The sequence below is a fragment of the Streptomyces sp. R818 genome (assembly GCF_056172735.1).
The window spans coordinates 490,673-508,151 of record NZ_JAOCNE010000014.1 but is presented as its reverse complement, the minus strand read 5'-3'; the positions used below and the strand labels follow the sequence as shown (position 1 = coordinate 508,151).

General features: G+C 71.5%; 13 protein-coding genes. 9 read left to right on the top strand and 4 right to left on the bottom strand.

The annotated features are described in order from the left end of the window. The first annotated feature begins 4 nt into the window (after positions 1 to 4). The 4 genes from N5I75_RS33970 to N5I75_RS33955 all read left to right on the top strand — a co-directional run bounded on the left by N5I75_RS33970 (position 5) and on the right by N5I75_RS33955 (position 4,894). Positions 5 to 973, top strand: a complete 969-nt coding sequence (locus N5I75_RS33970; protein ID WP_476683989.1) for a carbohydrate ABC transporter permease — start codon at positions 5 to 7, stop codon at positions 971 to 973. After that, positions 970 to 1,818, top strand: coding sequence for a carbohydrate ABC transporter permease (locus N5I75_RS33965; RefSeq protein WP_476683988.1), 849 nt, complete (start codon positions 970 to 972; stop codon positions 1,816 to 1,818). The genes N5I75_RS33970 and N5I75_RS33965 overlap by 4 nt, the downstream gene beginning before the upstream one ends. A gap of 64 nt (positions 1,819 to 1,882) precedes the next feature. Then, positions 1,883 to 3,412 carry a beta-N-acetylhexosaminidase gene (locus N5I75_RS33960; protein WP_476683987.1) on the top strand — a complete coding sequence of 510 codons (1,530 nt, stop codon included), beginning with the start codon at positions 1,883 to 1,885 and terminating at the stop codon, positions 3,410 to 3,412. A 48-nt stretch (positions 3,413 to 3,460) separates the two neighbouring features. Continuing rightward, positions 3,461 to 4,894 carry a cellulose binding domain-containing protein gene (locus tag N5I75_RS33955; protein ID WP_476683986.1) on the top strand — a complete coding sequence of 478 codons (1,434 nt, stop codon included), beginning with the start codon at positions 3,461 to 3,463 and terminating at the stop codon, positions 4,892 to 4,894. A gap of 277 nt (positions 4,895 to 5,171) precedes the next feature. Here the strand turns inward: N5I75_RS33955 and N5I75_RS33950 are convergent, their stop codons facing one another. Beyond that, complete coding sequence (locus N5I75_RS33950; RefSeq protein ID WP_476683985.1) at positions 5,172 to 5,669, bottom strand: cupin domain-containing protein; 498 nt, start codon at positions 5,667 to 5,669, stop codon at positions 5,172 to 5,174. A 53-nt stretch (positions 5,670 to 5,722) separates the two neighbouring features. Next, on the bottom strand, positions 5,723 to 6,514 hold the full coding sequence (locus tag N5I75_RS33945; RefSeq protein ID WP_476683984.1) for an alpha/beta fold hydrolase: 792 nt from the start codon (positions 6,512 to 6,514) through the stop codon (positions 5,723 to 5,725). A 120-nt stretch (positions 6,515 to 6,634) separates the two neighbouring features. Here N5I75_RS33945 and N5I75_RS33940 point away from each other — a divergent pair, with 120 nt between their 5' ends. From N5I75_RS33940 to pgm, 4 genes are all read left to right on the top strand, one after another. Then, the gene (locus N5I75_RS33940; protein WP_476683983.1) at positions 6,635 to 10,948 is read left to right on the top strand and encodes a discoidin domain-containing protein; all 4,314 of its coding nucleotides are present in this window, start codon (positions 6,635 to 6,637) and stop codon (positions 10,946 to 10,948) included. A gap of 123 nt (positions 10,949 to 11,071) precedes the next feature. Further along, entirely contained in the window at positions 11,072 to 12,106 is a 1,035-nt protein-coding gene (locus N5I75_RS33935) for an aldo/keto reductase (RefSeq protein WP_476683982.1), read from the top strand. A gap of 63 nt (positions 12,107 to 12,169) precedes the next feature. Continuing rightward, a complete protein-coding gene (locus tag N5I75_RS33930; RefSeq protein ID WP_476683981.1) occupies positions 12,170 to 12,937 on the top strand; it encodes a Clp protease N-terminal domain-containing protein in 768 nt (255 codons plus the stop codon). Between the two features lie 95 nt (positions 12,938 to 13,032). Beyond that, on the top strand, positions 13,033 to 14,655 hold the full coding sequence (pgm, locus tag N5I75_RS33925) for a phosphoglucomutase (alpha-D-glucose-1,6-bisphosphate-dependent) (RefSeq protein ID WP_476683980.1): 1,623 nt from the start codon (positions 13,033 to 13,035) through the stop codon (positions 14,653 to 14,655). Here the strand turns inward: pgm and N5I75_RS33920 are convergent. Beyond that, complete coding sequence (locus N5I75_RS33920) at positions 14,648 to 15,331, bottom strand: phosphonatase-like hydrolase (protein ID WP_476683979.1); 684 nt, start codon at positions 15,329 to 15,331, stop codon at positions 14,648 to 14,650. The two genes, pgm and N5I75_RS33920, sit on opposite strands and share 8 nt — an antisense overlap. After that, positions 15,328 to 16,122 (bottom strand): GntR family transcriptional regulator, encoded by a 795-nt coding sequence (locus N5I75_RS33915; RefSeq protein WP_476683978.1) that lies wholly within the window; start codon positions 16,120 to 16,122, stop codon positions 15,328 to 15,330. Before N5I75_RS33915 ends, N5I75_RS33920 begins: the two co-directional genes overlap by 4 nt. 127 nt (positions 16,123 to 16,249) lie before the next feature. On the opposite strand from N5I75_RS33915, the gene N5I75_RS33910 reads away from it, so the two are divergent. Beyond that, entirely contained in the window at positions 16,250 to 17,425 is a 1,176-nt protein-coding gene (locus N5I75_RS33910) for a TIGR03364 family FAD-dependent oxidoreductase (RefSeq protein ID WP_476683977.1), read from the top strand. The last annotated feature ends 54 nt before the right edge of the window (positions 17,426 to 17,479 follow it).

Below are 17,479 nucleotides of genomic sequence, written 5' to 3'. Positions count from 1 at the left end.
CGCCGTGTCGGTCGTCCGCGAGCGGACCGCGCCCCGCCCCCTCACCCGGCCGCCCCGGCGCCCCGAGGGCCCGTCCCGACGCGCCACCATGTCCGGCGTCTGGCCGTACCTGCTCGTGGCGCCCGCCGTCCTCGGCATGCTGTACCTGCTGGTCTATCCCCTCGGCCGGGCGGTCCTGATCTCCTTCCAGGACTTCGGCCTGCGCCAACTGATCCTCGGTGACGCGCACTTCACCGGGTTCGACAACTACACGACGCTCCTCTCCGACCCCCGGTTCTGGACCGTCGTCCGCCGCACGTTCCTGTTCATGGCGGTCAACGTCGTCCTGATCATGGGGATCTCCACGCTCGTGGCGCTCATGGTCGAGCGGCTCGGCCGCGCCTGGCGCACCGCCGTGCTCAGCGCGCTCGTGCTGACCTGGGCGATGCCGGTGGTCGCCGCGACGACCGTGTTCCAGTGGCTGTTCCACTCGGAGTTCGGCATCGTCAACCACGCCCTGACCGGCCTCGGGTTCTCGTCCTTCGAGGGGTACCCGTGGCTGGCGCACGGCCCGGCCGCGTTCGCCATCCTCGTCACGCTCGTGGTGTGGCAGTCGGTGCCGTTCGCCGCGATCACCCTCTACTCGGCGCTGACCACGGTCCCGTCCGAGCTGTACGAGGCCGCGCGCATCGACGGCGCGTCGGGGCTCCGCATCTTCCGCTCGGTGACGCTGCCCATCGTGCGGCCGATCTTCATGCTGGTGCTCTCGCTCGAAGTGATCTGGACGTTCAAGGCGTTCGTGCAGATCTGGGTGATGACGCGCGGCGGCCCCGGCGACGCGACCACGATCCTGCCGGTGTACGCCGTCCAGACCGCCCTCTCCGGGCAGCGCTACGACCTCGGCTCCGCGGCCTCGATGGTGACGGTGCTCCTCATGTCGGGCGTCCTGGTCGCCTACTTCCGGCAGATGTTCCGTCAGGAGGGCGAGCTGTGACCGCGACGACCCCGACCGGGCGCGCCCTGCGCCGCCTCCCGCTGCACCTCGCCGCGACGGCCACGATCGTCGTCTGCCTCTTCCCCGTCTACTGGATGGTCACGACGGCGTTCAAGCCGAACCGGGACATCCAGTCCGACCACCCGCGCCTCCTGCCGCAGAGCTGGACGCTCGACCACTTCCGGCGGGCGGTCGACGCCGACGGGTTCGGCCTGTTCTGGCGCAACAGCGTGCTGGTGACGCTCAGCGCGGTGCTGCTCGCCCTGCTCGTCGCGCTCGGTGCGTCGTTCGCGGTGGCCCGGATGCGCTGGCACGGGCGGCGGCAGTTCATGCTGATGGTGTTCATCGCGCAGATGGCGCCGTGGGAGTCGCTGATCATCCCGATCTACATCATCTCCCGCGACACCGGGATGCTGGACCGGCTGCCGACCCTGACCCTCGTCTACTTCATGATCACGCTGCCGTTCACCATCGTGGTCCTGCGCGGTTTCATCGCCACGATCCCGGCCGAGCTGGAGGAGTCGGCGCAGGTCGACGGCTGCACGCGGGCCGGCGCCTTCCGGCACATCGCGTTCCCGCTGCTCGCGCCGGGCCTGATGGCGACCTCGCTGTTCGGCTACATCACCGCCTGGAACGAGTTCGCGTACGCCAACTTCCTCATCATCAAGCAGCAGGACCACCGGACGCTGCCGGTGTGGCTGTCCTCGTTCCACAACACGTTCGGCACCGACTGGGGCGCCACGATGGCCGCCTCCACCCTGTTCGCGCTGCCCGCGCTGGTGATCTTCCTGCTCCTTCAGCGGCACGTCACGTCCGGCTTCGCGGCCGGCGCCGTCAAGGGCTGAGCGCCGCCCCTCCTCGAACGCCCGCCCGTGCTCCCCTCCCTCCCCCGTCGCCCGGAGGTCCGCCGTGCCCGCTCACCGCCCCTCGCTGCTCCCCCTGCCCACCCAGCTCTCCCACCGCCCCGGCCACTTCACGATCGAGCCCGGCACGACGGTCCGGGTCTCCCCCGGCGCCGAACCCGCCGCCGCCCTGCTCCGTACGCTCCTCGCCCCGGCCACCGGCCTTCCGCTCGCCACCTCCACCGACGGCTCGTTCGTGCTCGCCCTCGACCCGCAGCTCGGCGGGCTCGGTGAGGAGGGGTACGGCCTGACGGTGGCGCCGGACGCGGTGCTGTTACGGGCCGCGCATCCGACGGGGCTGCTGCGCGGGATCCAGACCGTGCGCCAGCTCCTGCCCGCGAAGGCCCTGTGGGGCACGGCCCGGCCGGGCGTCCCCTGGCGTGTGCCCTGCGTGGAGATCACCGACGTGCCCCGGCACCCGTGGCGCGGCTTCATGCTCGACGTGGCCCGGCACTTCCAGCCGGTGTCGCAACTGCGCCGCTACGTCGATCTGCTCGCCCTGCACAAGCTGAACGTGCTGCACCTCCATCTCACCGACGACCAGGGCTGGCGGATGCCGGTCGCCGCGTATCCCCGCCTGACCGAGGTGGGCGGACGGCGCGCCGAGTCGATGGTCGGCCCCTCCGGGAGCACCGTCTTCGACGGCACACCGCACGAAGGGGCGTACACGCGCCGGGAGTTGGCCGAGCTCGTGGCGTACGCCGCCGCGCGCGGCGTGACCGTCGTGCCGGAGATAGAGATGCCGGGGCACACACGCGCCGCGCTCGCCGCCCACCCGGAGCTCGGCACCGTTCCGGGGCGGCGCCTCGACGTGTGGACGCGGTGGGGCGTGTGCGAGAACGTCCTCGGCGTCCACGAGGAGGTCCTCGACTTCTGCCGCACCGTCCTCGACGAGGTCTGCGACGTGTTCCCCTCGTCGCACGTGCACATCGGCGGCGACGAGTGCCCCACCACCGAGTGGGCGGCGAGCCCGGCCGCGCGGGCGCGGGCCGCCGCCGAAAGGCTCGCGGACACGGCCGCCCTGCGGGGCTGGTTCCTGGGCCGCGTCGGGGAGTTCCTGACCGAGCGCGGCCGGGTGCCGACGGCGTGGGCGGAGAACGGTGAGGGGCTGCCGCCGCACTTCACCGTGATGACCTGGCGCGACCCCGAACACACCCGCATCGCGCTCAAGCGCGGCCACGCGGTGATCAGCGGCCAGCACCGCGCGAGCTACCTGGACTACGCCCAGTCCCACGCTCCCGGCGAACCGCAGGGGCAGCCCGGCGCCGTCGTCGACCTGCGCGCGGTCCACGACCACGAACTGCCGGACGACACCGACGTGGCCGGCCGGCTCCTCGGGATGCAGGCGCACCTGTGGACCGAGTTCGCGCCGACCGCCGCGCACGTGGACCGGCTCGTCTTTCCCCGGCTGTGCGCGCACGCCGACCGCGCCTGGCACGGATCCCCCTCCTGGCCGGGCTTCCGCGACCGGCTCACCGCGCACACCGCCCGGCTCGCCGCCCTCGGCGTGCGCCACGGACCGCTCGATCCCTTCTAGAACCGCACATTCCCCTCCCCCACCCCACCGTTCCGGAAAGGAACTGTCATGAGGAACACCGCACGAAGGAAGACAGCGCTCGGCAGAACCGTCACGGCCGCCGTCGCGGCGACGCTCGGCTGCGTGGGTCTCGTCGCGCTCCCGTCGAGCGCCTCCGCCGCCGCGGGCGATCTGACCGTGCAGTACCACACCGGCAGCACCGGCAGTGACCAGGCAGAACCGTGGCTGAAGGTGCGCAACTCCGGCAGCGGCAGCGTCGCGCTGACCGGCGTGAAGGTGCGCTACTACTTCAAGGCGGACTCGGCGAGCGCGAACTACCGCTTCGCGTGCTCCTGGGCCGTCAAGGGCTGCTCCAACGTCACCGGCACGTTCGGCACCCTGGCCAAGCCGACGTCGACCGCCGACCGGTACCTGGAGATCGGTTTCACGTCCGGCGCCGGATCGCTCGCGGCGGGCGCGGACACCGGCGATCTCCAACTGCGGTTCTATCGCTCGGACTGGCAGTCCCTGAACCAGAACGACGACTACTCGTTCGGCGCGGCGCAGACCTCGTACGCGAACTGGTCGAAGGTGACCGCGCAGCTCGACGGCGCCCTCGTCTGGGGCACGGCCCCGGCGGGCAACGATCCCACGGACCCGGGCGACCCCGGCGATCCCGGTGACCCGGGCACGCCCGGCGGCTCTCTGTTCGACGACTTCAACTACAGCGGGTACACCGACCCGAAGATCTCGGCGCACGGCTGGAACGTGCGCTCGAACTCCGGCGGACCCGGCGTGCCGGGCGCGACCTGGGCCCCCGACAAGGTCACCTTCCCCACCTCGGGCGGCAACGCCGTGATGAACCTGGAGACCTCGACCTCCGGGACCGGCGAGAGCACCAAGCAGACCGAAGTGCTCACCAAGGCGCTGAAGTTCAGGAACGGGACGTACGCGGCGCGCGTGAAGTTCAGCGACGCGCCCAAGAGCGGCCCCGACGGGGACCACCTGGTGCAGACGTTCTTCACGATCAACGATCTGAAGGCGCCGATGGCGGACGACTACGCCGAGTACGACTTCGAGTACCTGCCCAACGGAGGCTGGGGCGAGCCGTCGAACATCCTGTACACGACGTCCTGGGAGACCTACAACCCGGACCCGTGGCAGGCGGTGAACCAGCACACCGAGAGCCGGCAGTCCTACGCGGGCTGGCACGACCTGGTCGTCACCATCGACAACAGCTCCATCCGGTACTACGTGGACGGGCAGGCGTTCGGCACGCACGACGCCGCGTACCTGCCGGAGCGGCCGATGTCGATCAACTTCAACCAGTGGCTGATCGACCTGGCGGGCCAGACGAGCACCAGCCCGCGCGCGTACGACCAGCAGGTCGACTACGTGCTGCACGTGAAGGACGCGGTGCTCACGCCCGCGCAGGTGGCGGCGAAGGTGGCCGCGTACCGCTCGGCCGGCACCACGTTCGAGGACACGGTCCCGGGGTCCTGATGCGGGTCCACTGACGGGGCGGGGAGCCCGCGCGCCCCACACGCGCGGGCTCCCTCAGTGGTGCTTCCCCTCCCCAGGAAGGCCGCCGCGGGAGTTCGGCGACCGCCTGCGGCAGAGTCTGCCGTGGGCGCGGCCGGAACTCATCCCGGACCCCCGCCTTTCGGTAACCTTGTGTGTTGAATCAGTGGCGAGAAGTGACGGAAGCGGAGCGGCGGGACCCTTGCGCGCAGGCGGGAGCCGGGGTGCGGAACCCGCCGTCTGGCTTGATCCCTCGCAGTCAAGGACGGCCGGAAGTCTGTCCTGGCAAGCGCTCTCCACAGCGGCTGCAGAACCGCGCGCCGGCCTCCTCGGTGGCCCGGCCGCACGCGGCGCACACGCGCGGAAGCAAACAGGGCGCCTCGCCACCCTCGGCCGCGACCCTTGTTGTGGCGCGGCCGATCGTCATGCCGGGGCGCCTGCGGTGCGCCGTGATGTAGACGAGCCCGTCGCCGCCCGCGCTGACGGCGCGCCGCTCGCCGCGCGGCACGAACACGAGCGTGCCGGGCGTCAGTTCCTCCTCCGCGCCGGCGCGGCGCAGGGTGCCGTGTCCGGCGACGACGATGAGCAGGACGTCCAGGTCGTTCTCGGCGTACGCCTCGCCGCGCGCCCCGGGCCGGACGCGGATCACGTTGGAGTCGAGCTGGCGGGCCGCGCCCTCCAGGCGCCAGAGCGCGCCGGTCGCGGCCGGGTCGGCGGCCTTCAGCAGGTCTTCGAGCAGGACATGGGCGGCGGGCATCGCGTGAGTTCCTCCGTCGGCGGTGTCAGCGGTGGCAGCGGCAGGGTGGCGGGTCAACAGGCGGTCCGTGCGTTCAGGAAATCGACGACCGGCGGCGTCGCCTCGTCCGCGCACTCCTCGAAGTAGGCGTGCCGCCCGCCGGGGACGAGCAGGAGCCGCGCGCCGGGGATCCGCCCGGCGAGGAGCGGCGCGTTGGCCGTGGGGTTGAAGGCGTCGTCGGCGCCGTGCACGACAAGGGTCGGGGCGGTGATCCGCGGCAGCGCGTCCCAGGCGTCGTGCCGGGCGCTGGCCCGCAGATGGCGGCGGCGCGCGTACGCGGGCATCTCCGGATCGCCGAGCGTGCGGAACGGCCCGGGGTGCGCGGCGACGTAGCCGGGCGTGTACATCAGGTCGAGCAGCGCGGCGCGGGAGACCGCGGGGTCCGGGTCGGCCAGCGCCCTGCGGACGGCGGGGCCGCGCTCGAAGCCGTGCGGCGCGCCCGGCGACGTACAGCCGAGGACGAGGCGGTCGACGCGGCCGGGATGGTCCGCGGCCAGCCATTGCGCGACGCGGCCGCCCATCGAAGTCCCGTACACATGCGCGCGGCCGATCCCGGCGTGGTCGAGCACGGCGACGGCGTCGCGGGCGAAGTTCCCGGTGCTGTACGTGTCCGTGTCGGGCCGGTCGCTGTCGCCGGTGCCGCGCCAGTCCATGACGACGGTGGTGAAGGCCGCGGCGAACCGGTCGAGGACCGGGTCCCACCAGCGGTGATCGTTGGACTGACCGGCCAGCAGGAGCAACGGGGCGCCGCTGCCGCGGACTTGGTAGTGGAGTGCGGCGCCGTCGGCCGCTCGTGCGTGGGACATGGTCCTCCATTGTCCCTCATCGCAACTATCTCTGTTCAAACGGTGGACTCAGCAACATCACTCTGCAATTCTCCAACAACTGAACGCAAGAAACGTATATAGACAGGGGATAGGGGCAGCATGATCGGCCAGTTTTTGCTCAGATCCAGAGGGCGGGGCAGGAGGCGCGGCCTGCTGGTCTCGCTGCTCGCGCTCGCCCTCGCGTTCCTCGGCCTGCCGGCGATGTCGGCGGCAGGGGCGTCGGGCGGCCCGAACCTCGCGGCGGGCGCCCCGGCGAAGGCGAGCAGCGCGAAGTCCGGGTACGAGGCGGCGCAGGTCAGCGACGGCAACGCGGCAACATACTGGGAGAGTTCGGGCTCGGACCTGCCGCAATGGGTGCAGGTCGACCTCGGCCAGGCGGCCCGTGTCGACGAGGTCGTGCTGCGCCTGCCGAGCGGCTGGGAGAGCCGCAACCAGACCCTGGCGCTGCAGGGCAGTGCGGACGGCACCTCGTTCGACACGCTCAAGGCGTCGGCCTCGTACACCTTCGCGCCGGGTTCGGCGAACACGGTGACGGTGTCGTTCGCGGCGACGCAGACCCGCTACGTGCGCGCCGTCGTGAGCGCCAACTCCGTATGGCAGGCCGCGCAGTTGGCGGAGCTGGAGGTGCACGGCGCGGGCGAGTCCTCGACGAACCTGGCGCGCGGCAAGACCTTCACGGCCAGCTCGTACACGCAGACCTACGCGGCGGGGAACGCCGGGGACGGTGACGTCGCCAGCTACTGGGAGTCGAGGAACGACGCGCTGCCGCAGTGGGTCCAGGTCGACCTGGGCGCCTCCGTGCGCGTGAACCGCGTCGTGCTGCGCCTGCCGACGAGCTGGGAGACGCGGACGCAGACGCTCACGGTGCGCGGCAGCACCGACGGCACCAACTTCAGCGACCTGGTCACGTCCAAGGCGTACGAGTTCAGCGCGGCGGGCGGGCAGGCGCAGACGCTGTCGTTCAACACGGTGACGACGCGCTATGTGCGGGTCCAGGTCACCGCGAACACCCGGCAGCCCGCCGGTCAGCTCTCCGAGCTGGAGGTCTACGGGCCGACGACGGGCGACACCGAGGCGCCCGGCGCGCCCACCGGACTCGCCTACACCGAGCCCACGACCGGCCAGATCAAGCTGACCTGGAAGGCCGCGACGGACAACGTCGGCGTGACCGGCTACGACGTCTACGCGAACGGGACGCTGCGCGCCTCGGTCGCCGGGTCCGTGCTCACCTACACCGACACCCAGCCCGCGTCGGCGACGCTCACGTACACCGTGCGCGCCAAGGACGCGGCGGGCAACCAGTCGCCGGACTCCGACTCCGTGACCCGCAAGGGCGACTCGGGCGACACGCAGGCGCCGACCGCGCCCGGCAACCTGGCCTACACCGAGGCCACGAAGGGTCAGGTCAAGCTCGTCTGGCAGGCGTCGACCGACAATGTGAAGGTCACCGGGTACGACCTCTACGCCAACGGCTCGCTGCTCACGTCGGTCGCCGGGGACGTCCTCACCTACACCGACTCCCGGCCCGCGTCGGCGACGGTGACGTACACCGTGCGCGCGAAGGACGCGGCGGGCAACCAGTCCGCGCACAGCAACGCCGTCACGCGCAACGGCTCGACGACCAGCGACGCGAACCTGGCGGTGCGCAAGCCGGTCACGGCGTCCTCCTCGACGCAGACCTTCGTCGCGGAGAACGCGGTCGACGACAGCACCAGCACGTACTGGGAGGGCGGCAGCGGCTACCCGAACACGCTGACCGTGAAGCTCGGCGCGAACGCGGACGTGTCCTCGGTCGTCCTGAAGCTGAACCCGGACGCCGCCTGGGCCACCCGCACCCAGAAGATCGAGGTGCAGGGGCGCGAGCAGAAGGCGTCGGACTTCACGCAGCTCGCCGCGGCGAAGGAGTACACCTTCAACCCGGCGAGCGGGAACACGGTGACGATCCCGGTCACCGCGCGCGTCGCGGACGTGCGGCTCGTCATCACCGCCAACTCCGGTGCTCCCGGCGGGCAGATAGCGGAGTTCCAGGTCCTCGGCACCCCGGCGCCCAACCCCGACCTCCAGGTCACGGGCATCACGTCCTCGCCGGCCTCGCCGGTCGAGTCCGACAAGGTCACCCTGTCGGCGACGGTCCGCAACGCGGGCAGCGAGGCGAGCGGCGCCACGACCCTGGACTTCAAGCTCGGCTCCGACAAAGCCGGCTCCGCCACCGTGGGCGCGCTCGCGGCCGGGGCGACGGCGACCGTCAGCGCCGACATCGGGGCGCGCGACGCGGGCACCTACCAGGTCGGCGCGGTCGTCGACCCGGACAACAAGGTGGTCGAGAGCAACGAGGGCAACAACGCCTACACCAGCCCGACGGGCCTCGTCGTCAAGCCGGTGACCAGCGCCGACCTCATCGCCTCGCCGGTCTCCTGGTCGCCGAGCGCACCCGCCGAGGGCTCCGCGGTCAGCTTCACCGTCGCCGTCAAGAACCAGGGCAACCAGGCCAGCGCGTCCGGCGGGCACGCCATCACGCTCACGGTCGCCGACTCCGGCGGCACGGTCGTGAAGACGCTCACCGGCTCCTACGACGGTGTGATCGCGGCCGGTGACACGACCGCGCCGGTCAAGCTCGGCACGTGGACGGCGGGCAAGGGCAAGTTCACGGTGAAGACCGTGATCGCCGCCGACACCAACGAACTGCCGGTCAAGCGCGACAACAACACCACCTCCCAGCCGCTCTTCGTCGGGCGCGGCGCCAACATGCCGTACGACACCTACGAGGCGGAGGACGGCTCGACCGGCGGCGGCGCGAAGGTGCTCGGCCCCAACCGCACCGTCGGCGACCTCGCGGGCGAGGCGTCGGGCCGCAAGGCCGTCACCCTCGACTCCACCGGCGCCTACGTCGAGTTCACCACCAAGGCGCCCACGAACACGCTGGTCACCCGCTTCTCCATCCCGGACGCGGCGGGCGGCGGCGGCCGCAACTCGACACTCAACGTCTACGTCGACGGCAAGTACCTCAAGGCCATCGACCTGACCTCCAAGTACGCATGGCTGTACGGGAACGAGACCGGGCCCGGCAACGCGCCGAGCGCGGGCGCGGCCCGGCACATCTACGACGAGGCGAACCTGCTGCTCGGCCAGACCGTTCCGGCGGGAGCCAAGATCCGGCTGCAGAAGGACGCCGCGAACGACACCACGTACGCGATCGACTTCGTCAGCCTGGAGCAGGCGACGCAGCTGCCCAACCCGGACCCGGCCACGTACACGGTGCCGAACGGCTTCTCGCACCAGGCCGTGCAGGACGCCCTCGACAAGGTCCGCATGGACACGACGGGCAAGCTGGTCGGCGTGTACCTGCCGGCCGGTGACTACGAGACGTCCAACAAGTTCCAGGTCTACGGGAAGGCGGTGAAGGTCGTCGGCGCCGGGCCGTGGTTCACGCGGTTCCACACGCCGACGTCGCAGGAGAACACGGACGCCGGGTTCCGCGCGGAGGCCAGCGCCAACGGGTCGACGTTCGCGCACTTCTCCTTCTTCGGGAACTACACCTCCCGGATCGACGGCCCCGGCAAGGTCTTCGACCTGTCCAACGTCGCCGACATCACCATCGACGACATCTGGAACGAGCACACGGTGTGCCTGTACTGGGGCGCCAACACCGACCGGGTGACCGTCAAGAACTCCCGGATCCGTGACACGTTCGCCGACGGCGTCAACATGACCAACGGGTCGACCGACAACCACGTCGTGAACAACGAGTCCCGGGCGACCGGCGACGACAGCTTCGCGCTGTTCTCGGCGATCGACGCGGGCGGCGCCGACGAGAAGAACAACGTGTTCGAGAATCTGACGTCGCTGCTCACGTGGCGCGCGGCGGGCATCGCCGTGTACGGCGGCTACGACAACACGTTCCGCAACATCCTCGTCGCGGACACCCTCGTCTACTCCGGTGTCACCATCAGCTCGCTCGACTTCGGCTATCCGATGAACGGGTTCGGCACCGGTCCGACGACGCTGGAGAACAGCTCGGTCATCCGTTCCGGCGGCCACTTCTGGGGCGGCCAGACGTTCCCGGGGATCTGGATGTTCTCGGCGTCGAAGGTGTTCCAGGGCATCCGCGTCACAGGCGTCGACATCGTCGACCCGACCTACAGCGGAATCATGTTCCAGACCAACTACGTGGGAGGCCAGCCACAGTTCCCGATCAAGGACACGATCCTGACCGACGTCACGATCTCGGGCGCGCGCAAGAGCGGTGACGCGTACGACGCGAAGTCCGGTTTCGGTGTGTGGGCGAACGAGATGCCGGAGGCGGGGCAGGGCCCGGCCGTCGGTGACGTCACGTTCAAGAACCTGAAGTTGAGCGGCAACGCGGTGGACATCCGCAACACGACGTCCACGTTCAAGATCAACCTGCAGCCGTAGTACGCGGCCGCGTTCCCTCTGGGCGGCACCTAAAGGAACCAGGGTTCCTTTAGGTGCCGCCTTCCTGTTATGGTCACCCCATGCACTAACGGAACCGCAGAACCATTTACAAAGGAGACTGCCATGGAGTACCGCCAGCTGGGGACCTCCGGCCTGAAGGTCCCCGCGCTCAGCTTCGGCGCCGGGACGTTCGGCGGGCGCGGCCCCCTGTTCTCCGCGTGGGGCAGCAACGGCGTCGACGAGGCGCGGCGCATGGTCGACCTGAGCCTGGAGGCCGGGGTCACCATGTTCGACACGGCCGACGTCTACTCGGACGGGGCGTCGGAGGAAGTGCTCGGCGCGGCGCTCAAGGGCCGCCGCGACCAAGCGCTCATCTCGACGAAGGCGGCGCTGCCGACGGGCGACGGGCCGCAGGACGCGGGGGTCTCGCGCTCACGCCTGATCACGTCGGTCGAGGCGGCGCTGCGCCGCCTCGACACCGACCACATCGACCTCTTCCAGCTCCACGCCTACGACGCGGGCACGCCGGTCGAGGAAGTCCTGTCGACCCTTGAGGACCTGGTGCGGGCGGGCAAGATCCGCTACACCGGCGTCTCCAACTACTCGGGCTGGCAGCTGATGAAGGGGCTCGCCGAGGCCGAGAAGCGGGGACGGCCGAGGTTCGCCGCGCACCAGGTCTACTACTCGCTCGCCGGCCGCGACTACGAGTGGGAGCTGATGCCGCTCGGCCTCGACCAGGGCGTGGGCGCCGTGGTGTGGAGCCCGCTGGGCTGGGGGCGACTGACCGGGAAGATCCGGCGCGGGCAGCCGCTGCCCGCCGGCAGCCGTCTGCACCGGACCGCGCAGTTCGGCCCGCCGATCGAGGACGAGCACCTCTACCGGGTCGTCGACGCGCTCGACGAGATCGCCGAGGAGACCGGCAAGGCGATTCCGCAGATCGCCATCAACTGGCTGCTGCGCCGCCCCACCGTTTCCTCGGTGCTCATCGGGGCGCGCGACGAGGAGCAGCTGAAGCAGAATCTGGGCGCCGTGGGCTGGGAGCTGACACCGGATCAGGTCGCCCGCCTCGACGCGGCGAGCGAGGTGCGGGCGCCCTACCCCTACTACCCGTACCGGGTGCAGGACGGCTTCAGGCAGCTCAACCCGCCGGTCGCGTGAGACCACCAAGTGAAGTGTCAACTCGCGGTTGACACCCCTTCACTGTCAACCTACGGTTGTCACATGACGCAACCAGTCGCCTCCACGCATCCCGTGCGCCTCGACGACCTGATCGAGGCCATCAAGAAGGTCCACACCGACGCGCTCGACCAGCTCCAGGACGCGATGCTCGCCGCCGACCACCTCGGTGACGTGGCCGACCATCTGATCGGGCACTTCGTCGACCAGGCCCGCCGCTCCGGCGCCTCCTGGACCGACATCGGCAAGAGCATGGGCGTCACCCGGCAGGCAGCGCAGAAGCGCTTCGTCCCCAAGGGCGAGTCCGACATCGACCCGAGTCAGGGCTTCAGCCGCTACACGCCCCGCGCCCGCACCGTGGTGATGGGCGCGCAGACCGAGGCCCGCGCGGCGAAGAACTCCACCATCACCACCGCCCACCTCGTCCTCGGCCTGCTGCACGAGCCGGACGGCCTCGCCGCCAAGGCGATCCGCGCGCAGGACGTGCTCCTGGACGCGGTGCGCCAGGCAGCGGCGGCGACGCTCCCCCCGGCCGTCGAGGACGGCCCCGACCTCGTGCCGTTCGACGCCGACGCCAAGAAGGCGCTTGAGCTGACGTTCCGTGAGGCGCTGCGCCTCGGCCACAACTACGTCGGCACGGAGCACATCCTGCTCGCCCTCCTGGAGCAGGAGAACGGCTCCGGTGTCCTCAGCGGCCTGGGCATCGACAAGGGCGCGACCGAGACCCATGTCCTCGCCGCCGTCGCCGCGATCGTCGAGGCGCGGGAGAGCGCGGTCGCCGAGGCGGGCGACGCCGCACGCGGCGACGCCTGACCGGCACGGCGCCGCGCCGCACCGGCCGGGCCCGACCCGACGACGCGGGGCGGCGCTTTAGGACGTCCCATAGCCGCAGGTGGGACACTGTTCGTATGACTGACCGCTCAGGAACCCCCGCCCTGCCGGACGATCTCGTCGACGTGAGTGAGCTGGTCGACGCCTATTACGCGAGGGAGCCCGACGTCTCCCGCCCCGAGCAGCGCGTCGTCTTCGGCACGAGTGGCCATCGCGGCTCCAGCCTCGACGGCGCCTTCAACGAGAAGCACATCGCGGCGATCACCCAGGCCATCGTCGAGCACCGCGCGAGCGAGGGCATCACCGGGCCGCTGTTCATCGGCCCGGACACGCACGCCCTCTCCCGGCCCGCGCTCAAGACCGCGCTCGGCGTCCTCGCGGCGCACGGCGTCCGCACCATGGCCGACTCGCTCGACGGCTGGGTGCCGACGCCCGCGCTCAGCCACGCGATCCTGCGCTGGAACCGCGACGAGCCCGCCGACCGCGCCGACGGCATCGTGATCACGCCGAGCCACAACCCGCCGCGCGACGGCGGCTTCAAGTACAACCCGCCGCACGGCGGCCCCGCCGACTCGACGACCACCTCGTGGATCGCCCAGCGCGCCAACGAGCTGCTCGAGGACGCGAGTTGGACGCCGCGCACGGCCGAGGGCCCGGCCCCGGAGCCGTACGACTTCCGTGAGCGCTACGTCGAGGACCTGCGGAACATCATCGACGTGGACGCCATCCGCGCGGCGGGCGTCCGCATCGGCGCCGATCCGCTCGGCGGCGCGAGCGTCGACTACTGGGCGCGCATCGCCGAGATGTACGAGCTCGACCTCACGGTGGTCAATCCCGAGACCGATCCGACCTGGCGGTTCATGACGCTGGACTGGGACGGCAAGATCCGGATGGACCCGTCGTCGGCGTCCGCGATGGCCTCCGTCCTCGCACGCCGCCACGACTACGACCTCCTCACCGGCAACGACGCGGACGCGGACCGGCACGGCATCGTCACCCTCGACGCCGGCCTGATGAACCCCAACCACTACCTGGCGGTCGCCATCCACTACCTGTTCTCGCACCGGCCGCAGTGGTCGCAGTCGGCGGCGGTCGGGAAGACGCTCGTGTCGAGCGCCGTCATCGACCGCGTCGCCGCCTCCCTCGGCCGCGAACTCGTCGAAGTGCCCGTCGGCTTCAAGTGGTTCGTGCCGGGCCTCGTCGACGGTTCGGTCGCGTTCGGCGGCGAGGAGAGCGCCGGGGCGAGCTTCGTGCGCAAGGACGGCAGCGTCTGGACCACCGACAAGGACGGCATCCTCCTCGCCCTCCTCGCCGCCGAGATCCTCGCGGTGACGGGCAGGACGCCGTCCGTGTACTACGCCGAACTCGCCGAGCGGTACGGGGCGTCCGGCGCCGCGTACGCCCGCATCGACGCCAAGGCGACGAAGGAGCAGAAGGCCCGCCTGGCGAAGCTGTCCGGCGACGCCGTCACCGCCGACACCCTCGCCGGGGAGCCGATCACCGCCCGGCTGAGCGAGGCGCCGGGCAACGGGGCGGCGATCGGCGGCCTCAAGGTGACCACGGAGAACGCCTGGTTCGCGGCGCGGCCCAGCGGCACGGAGGACGTGTACAAGATCTACGCCGAATCCTTCCGCGGGGCCGAGCACCTCGCGCAGGTGCAGTCCGAGGCGCAGGCGATCGTGGACGCGGCGCTCAGCTGAGGACCTCCCGGAGGCCGGGGATGTCGGCGACGCTGTCGAGCACATAGCTGTGCGGGCCGGATTCCAGCTGCTCACGGGTCAACTGGCCCGTGAGCACGCCCACCACGACACCCGCGCCCGCGTTCGCCCCGGCCTCCAGATCGACGGTCGTGTCCCCGGCGACGAGCACCTTGCGCACGTCGACGACGCCCGTCTTCTCCATCGCGCGGTGGATCATGTACGGGGCGGGCCGGCCACGCTCCACCTCGTCGGAGGTGACCACGGCGTCGAGGGTGCCGCCCTCCCCCGTCGACCAGCCGAGCGAGGCGAGCAGCGGCAGCGCCACGTCGTCGCTGAACCCGGTGGTCAGGGCGATTCTGATGCCACGGGCGCGCAGCTCCGCGAGCGCCTTGTCGGCGTGGGCGATCGGCTCGGGCGGCGCCTCCTCGTAGCGCTGCCGCAGATACGAACGGAAGACGGCGTACTGGCGCTCGACCAGGCCGGCGTCGGGGGTGCCGCCGCCGATGCGGACGAGCGCGGCGATGGCCTCGCGCTTGTCGGTGCCCATCCAGGTCTGCAGATCGGCGGCGGCGACGGTGGCCCCCGTCGTCTCGACGGCGTGGCGCAGCGCCTCGTAGACGGCGCCGTGCTCCTCGATCGTCGTGCCTGCCATGTCGAAGACGGCGAGTTCAATCACTGGGGTTCCCTGGTGTCGGGGCGGGGGCCGGTGGCGTCGTGCGAGCGGTCGCGCCCGGCGACGGTGCGGCCCCCGACGGTGTTCTCGATGGTGAAGGTGGCCATGGACGGCAGGTAGCGGTCGTCCGCGTACTCGACGGGCCTGCCGTCGCCGGTGAACGCCAACCGCCGTACGCGCAGCAGAGGTTGGCCCTCCGGTGTGCGGAGGAGCTCCGCGTCGGTGGGGTCCGCCGCGATGGCGTCGATGGTGTGGCGGGCGTGGTGCAGGTCGACGCCGTGGGAGGTGAGGGCCTCGTAGACGGACCCCGCGTCGGGGTCGAACGTGAACAGGTGCGCGCCCACGTCGAGGACGAAGGTGGAGCGTTCGACCATGGCGGGCACGCCGTCCAGGTGGCGCAGCCGTACGAGGTCGACGACGGGGGCGCCCTCGTCGAGGCCGAGGCGTGCCGCCGCGTCGGGCCCGGCGCGTCTGCGGGCGACCTCGACCGTGTGCTGGCCCGGGGTGCGGCCGATGGAGTGCGCCCACTGCGTGAACGACATCAGCGAGGCGAACGGCTGCGACGGCGTCACCCGGCGCGCGACCGGCGGCCTGCCCCGGCCCCCGACGAGGTGGCCCTCCGCGCGCAGCTGCGCGAGCGCCTGGCGGACCGGGCCGCGCGAGGTGCCGAACTCCTCGCACAACTGAGCCTCGCTCGGCACGGGCAGCCCCTCGGGCCACTCCCCCGCCTCGATGCGCCGCCGGAACTCGGCTCCGAGCCGCTGATGCAGCGGCCCGCCGTCACTTGTCTTCACAAGTCGAGTGTGACAGGGCCTCCACGGTCGCAACAAGACCGAGCACTGCCTCCATCTGGTAAACATCCGGGAAACTTGTATAGACAGCACTTGCCGTGATCGGCCGGTGCTCCGCAGGCTGGGTGGCATGACGCTCGCCACCGCACCCCCCGCCCCCGCCTCCCTCCCGCGCGACCGCAGCGACCTCGTCGTGGTCGGCGCGGGCATCGTCGGCCTCGCGCACGCCGTCGAGGCGGTGCGGCGCGGGCTGCGCGTGACGGTCGTCGAGCGCGACCGGCAGCCCGTCGGCGCGTCCGTACGGAACTTCGGGCACTGCTGCGTCACCGCCCAGCGCGGCGAACTGCTCGACCTCGCGACCCGTTCGCGCGCGGGCTGGCTGGACGCCGCCGCGCGGGCCGGGCTGTGGGCGCCGGAGGCCGGCGCCCTCGTGGTGGCCCGTTCCGCGACGGAGCTGGCCGTCCTTGAGGAGCTGCGCGAGGAGCGCGGCGCGGACGCGGTGCGGCTGCGCACGCGGGACCAGACCGGCGACGCGCTCGGCCGGGCCGCCGACGACCGGGCCGATCTCGCCGGCGGCGCGCTGCTCCCGGCCGACCTGCGGGTCAACCCGCGCGAGGCGGCGCCGCGGCTCGCCGCGTGGCTCGCGCAGCAGCCCGGCGTGCGCGTGCTGTGGGGCACGAACGTCACCGGCACCGAGACCGGCACCGTGCACACCAGCCGCGGCCCGGTCCACGGCGACCAGATCCTGCTCTGCGTGGGCCACGACCTCGACCGCCTCCACCCGGACGAGGCGGCGGCGCACGGCATCGAGCGCTGCCGCCTGTCGATGGCCCGCGTCGAGGCACCCTCCGCGTTCCGCACCGACGCGGCGGTCCTCACCGCCACCTCGATGCTGCGCTACGACGCCTTCACGGCGACCCCGTCGGCAGCCGCCCTGCGCGCCGAAGTCGAGGCACACAGCGCGGAGTTGCTGGCCATCGGCGCCAACGTGATGTTCACCCGGCTGCCCGACGGCACCGTCCTCGTCGGCGACTCGCACGCGTACGACACCACGGAGATCCCGTTCCAGGACGAGGCGGTCACCGCGCTGCTCCTGCGCGAGGTCGCGCGGGTCCTCGGCGTGCCCGGGGTGCGCGTCACCGAGCGCTGGCAGGGCGTGTACGCGAGCAGCCCGCGCGGCCCGCTCCTCGTACGGGACATGGCGCCGGGTGTGCGGGCGGTGTCGGTGACGTCGGGGGTCGGAATGACGCTGTCGTTCGGGCTGGCGGCGGCGACGTTCGAGGGAGCGCTGCGAGCGACCGCGTAGGGCACCCGGAGGACGGCAGTTGGAGGAGAGCAACTGGAGAGGGCACCCGGAGAG

Bases quoted from the DNA above. Each gene is read 5' to 3' on its own strand.
- N5I75_RS33955 (WP_476683986.1), top strand. From the start codon at position 3,461: ATGAGGAACACCGCACGAAGGAAGACAGCGCTCGGCAGAACCGTCACG.
- N5I75_RS33950 (WP_476683985.1), bottom strand. From the start codon at position 5,669: ATGCCCGCCGCCCATGTCCTGCTCGAAGACCTGCTGAAGGCCGCCGAC.
- N5I75_RS33945 (WP_476683984.1), bottom strand. From the start codon at position 6,514: ATGTCCCACGCACGAGCGGCCGACGGCGCCGCACTCCACTACCAAGTC.
- N5I75_RS33940 (WP_476683983.1), top strand. From the start codon at position 6,635: ATGATCGGCCAGTTTTTGCTCAGATCCAGAGGGCGGGGCAGGAGGCGC.
- N5I75_RS33935 (WP_476683982.1), top strand. From the start codon at position 11,072: ATGGAGTACCGCCAGCTGGGGACCTCCGGCCTGAAGGTCCCCGCGCTC.
- N5I75_RS33930 (WP_476683981.1), top strand. From the start codon at position 12,170: ATGACGCAACCAGTCGCCTCCACGCATCCCGTGCGCCTCGACGACCTG.
- pgm (WP_476683980.1), top strand. From the start codon at position 13,033: ATGACTGACCGCTCAGGAACCCCCGCCCTGCCGGACGATCTCGTCGAC.
- N5I75_RS33910 (WP_476683977.1), top strand. From the start codon at position 16,250: ATGACGCTCGCCACCGCACCCCCCGCCCCCGCCTCCCTCCCGCGCGAC.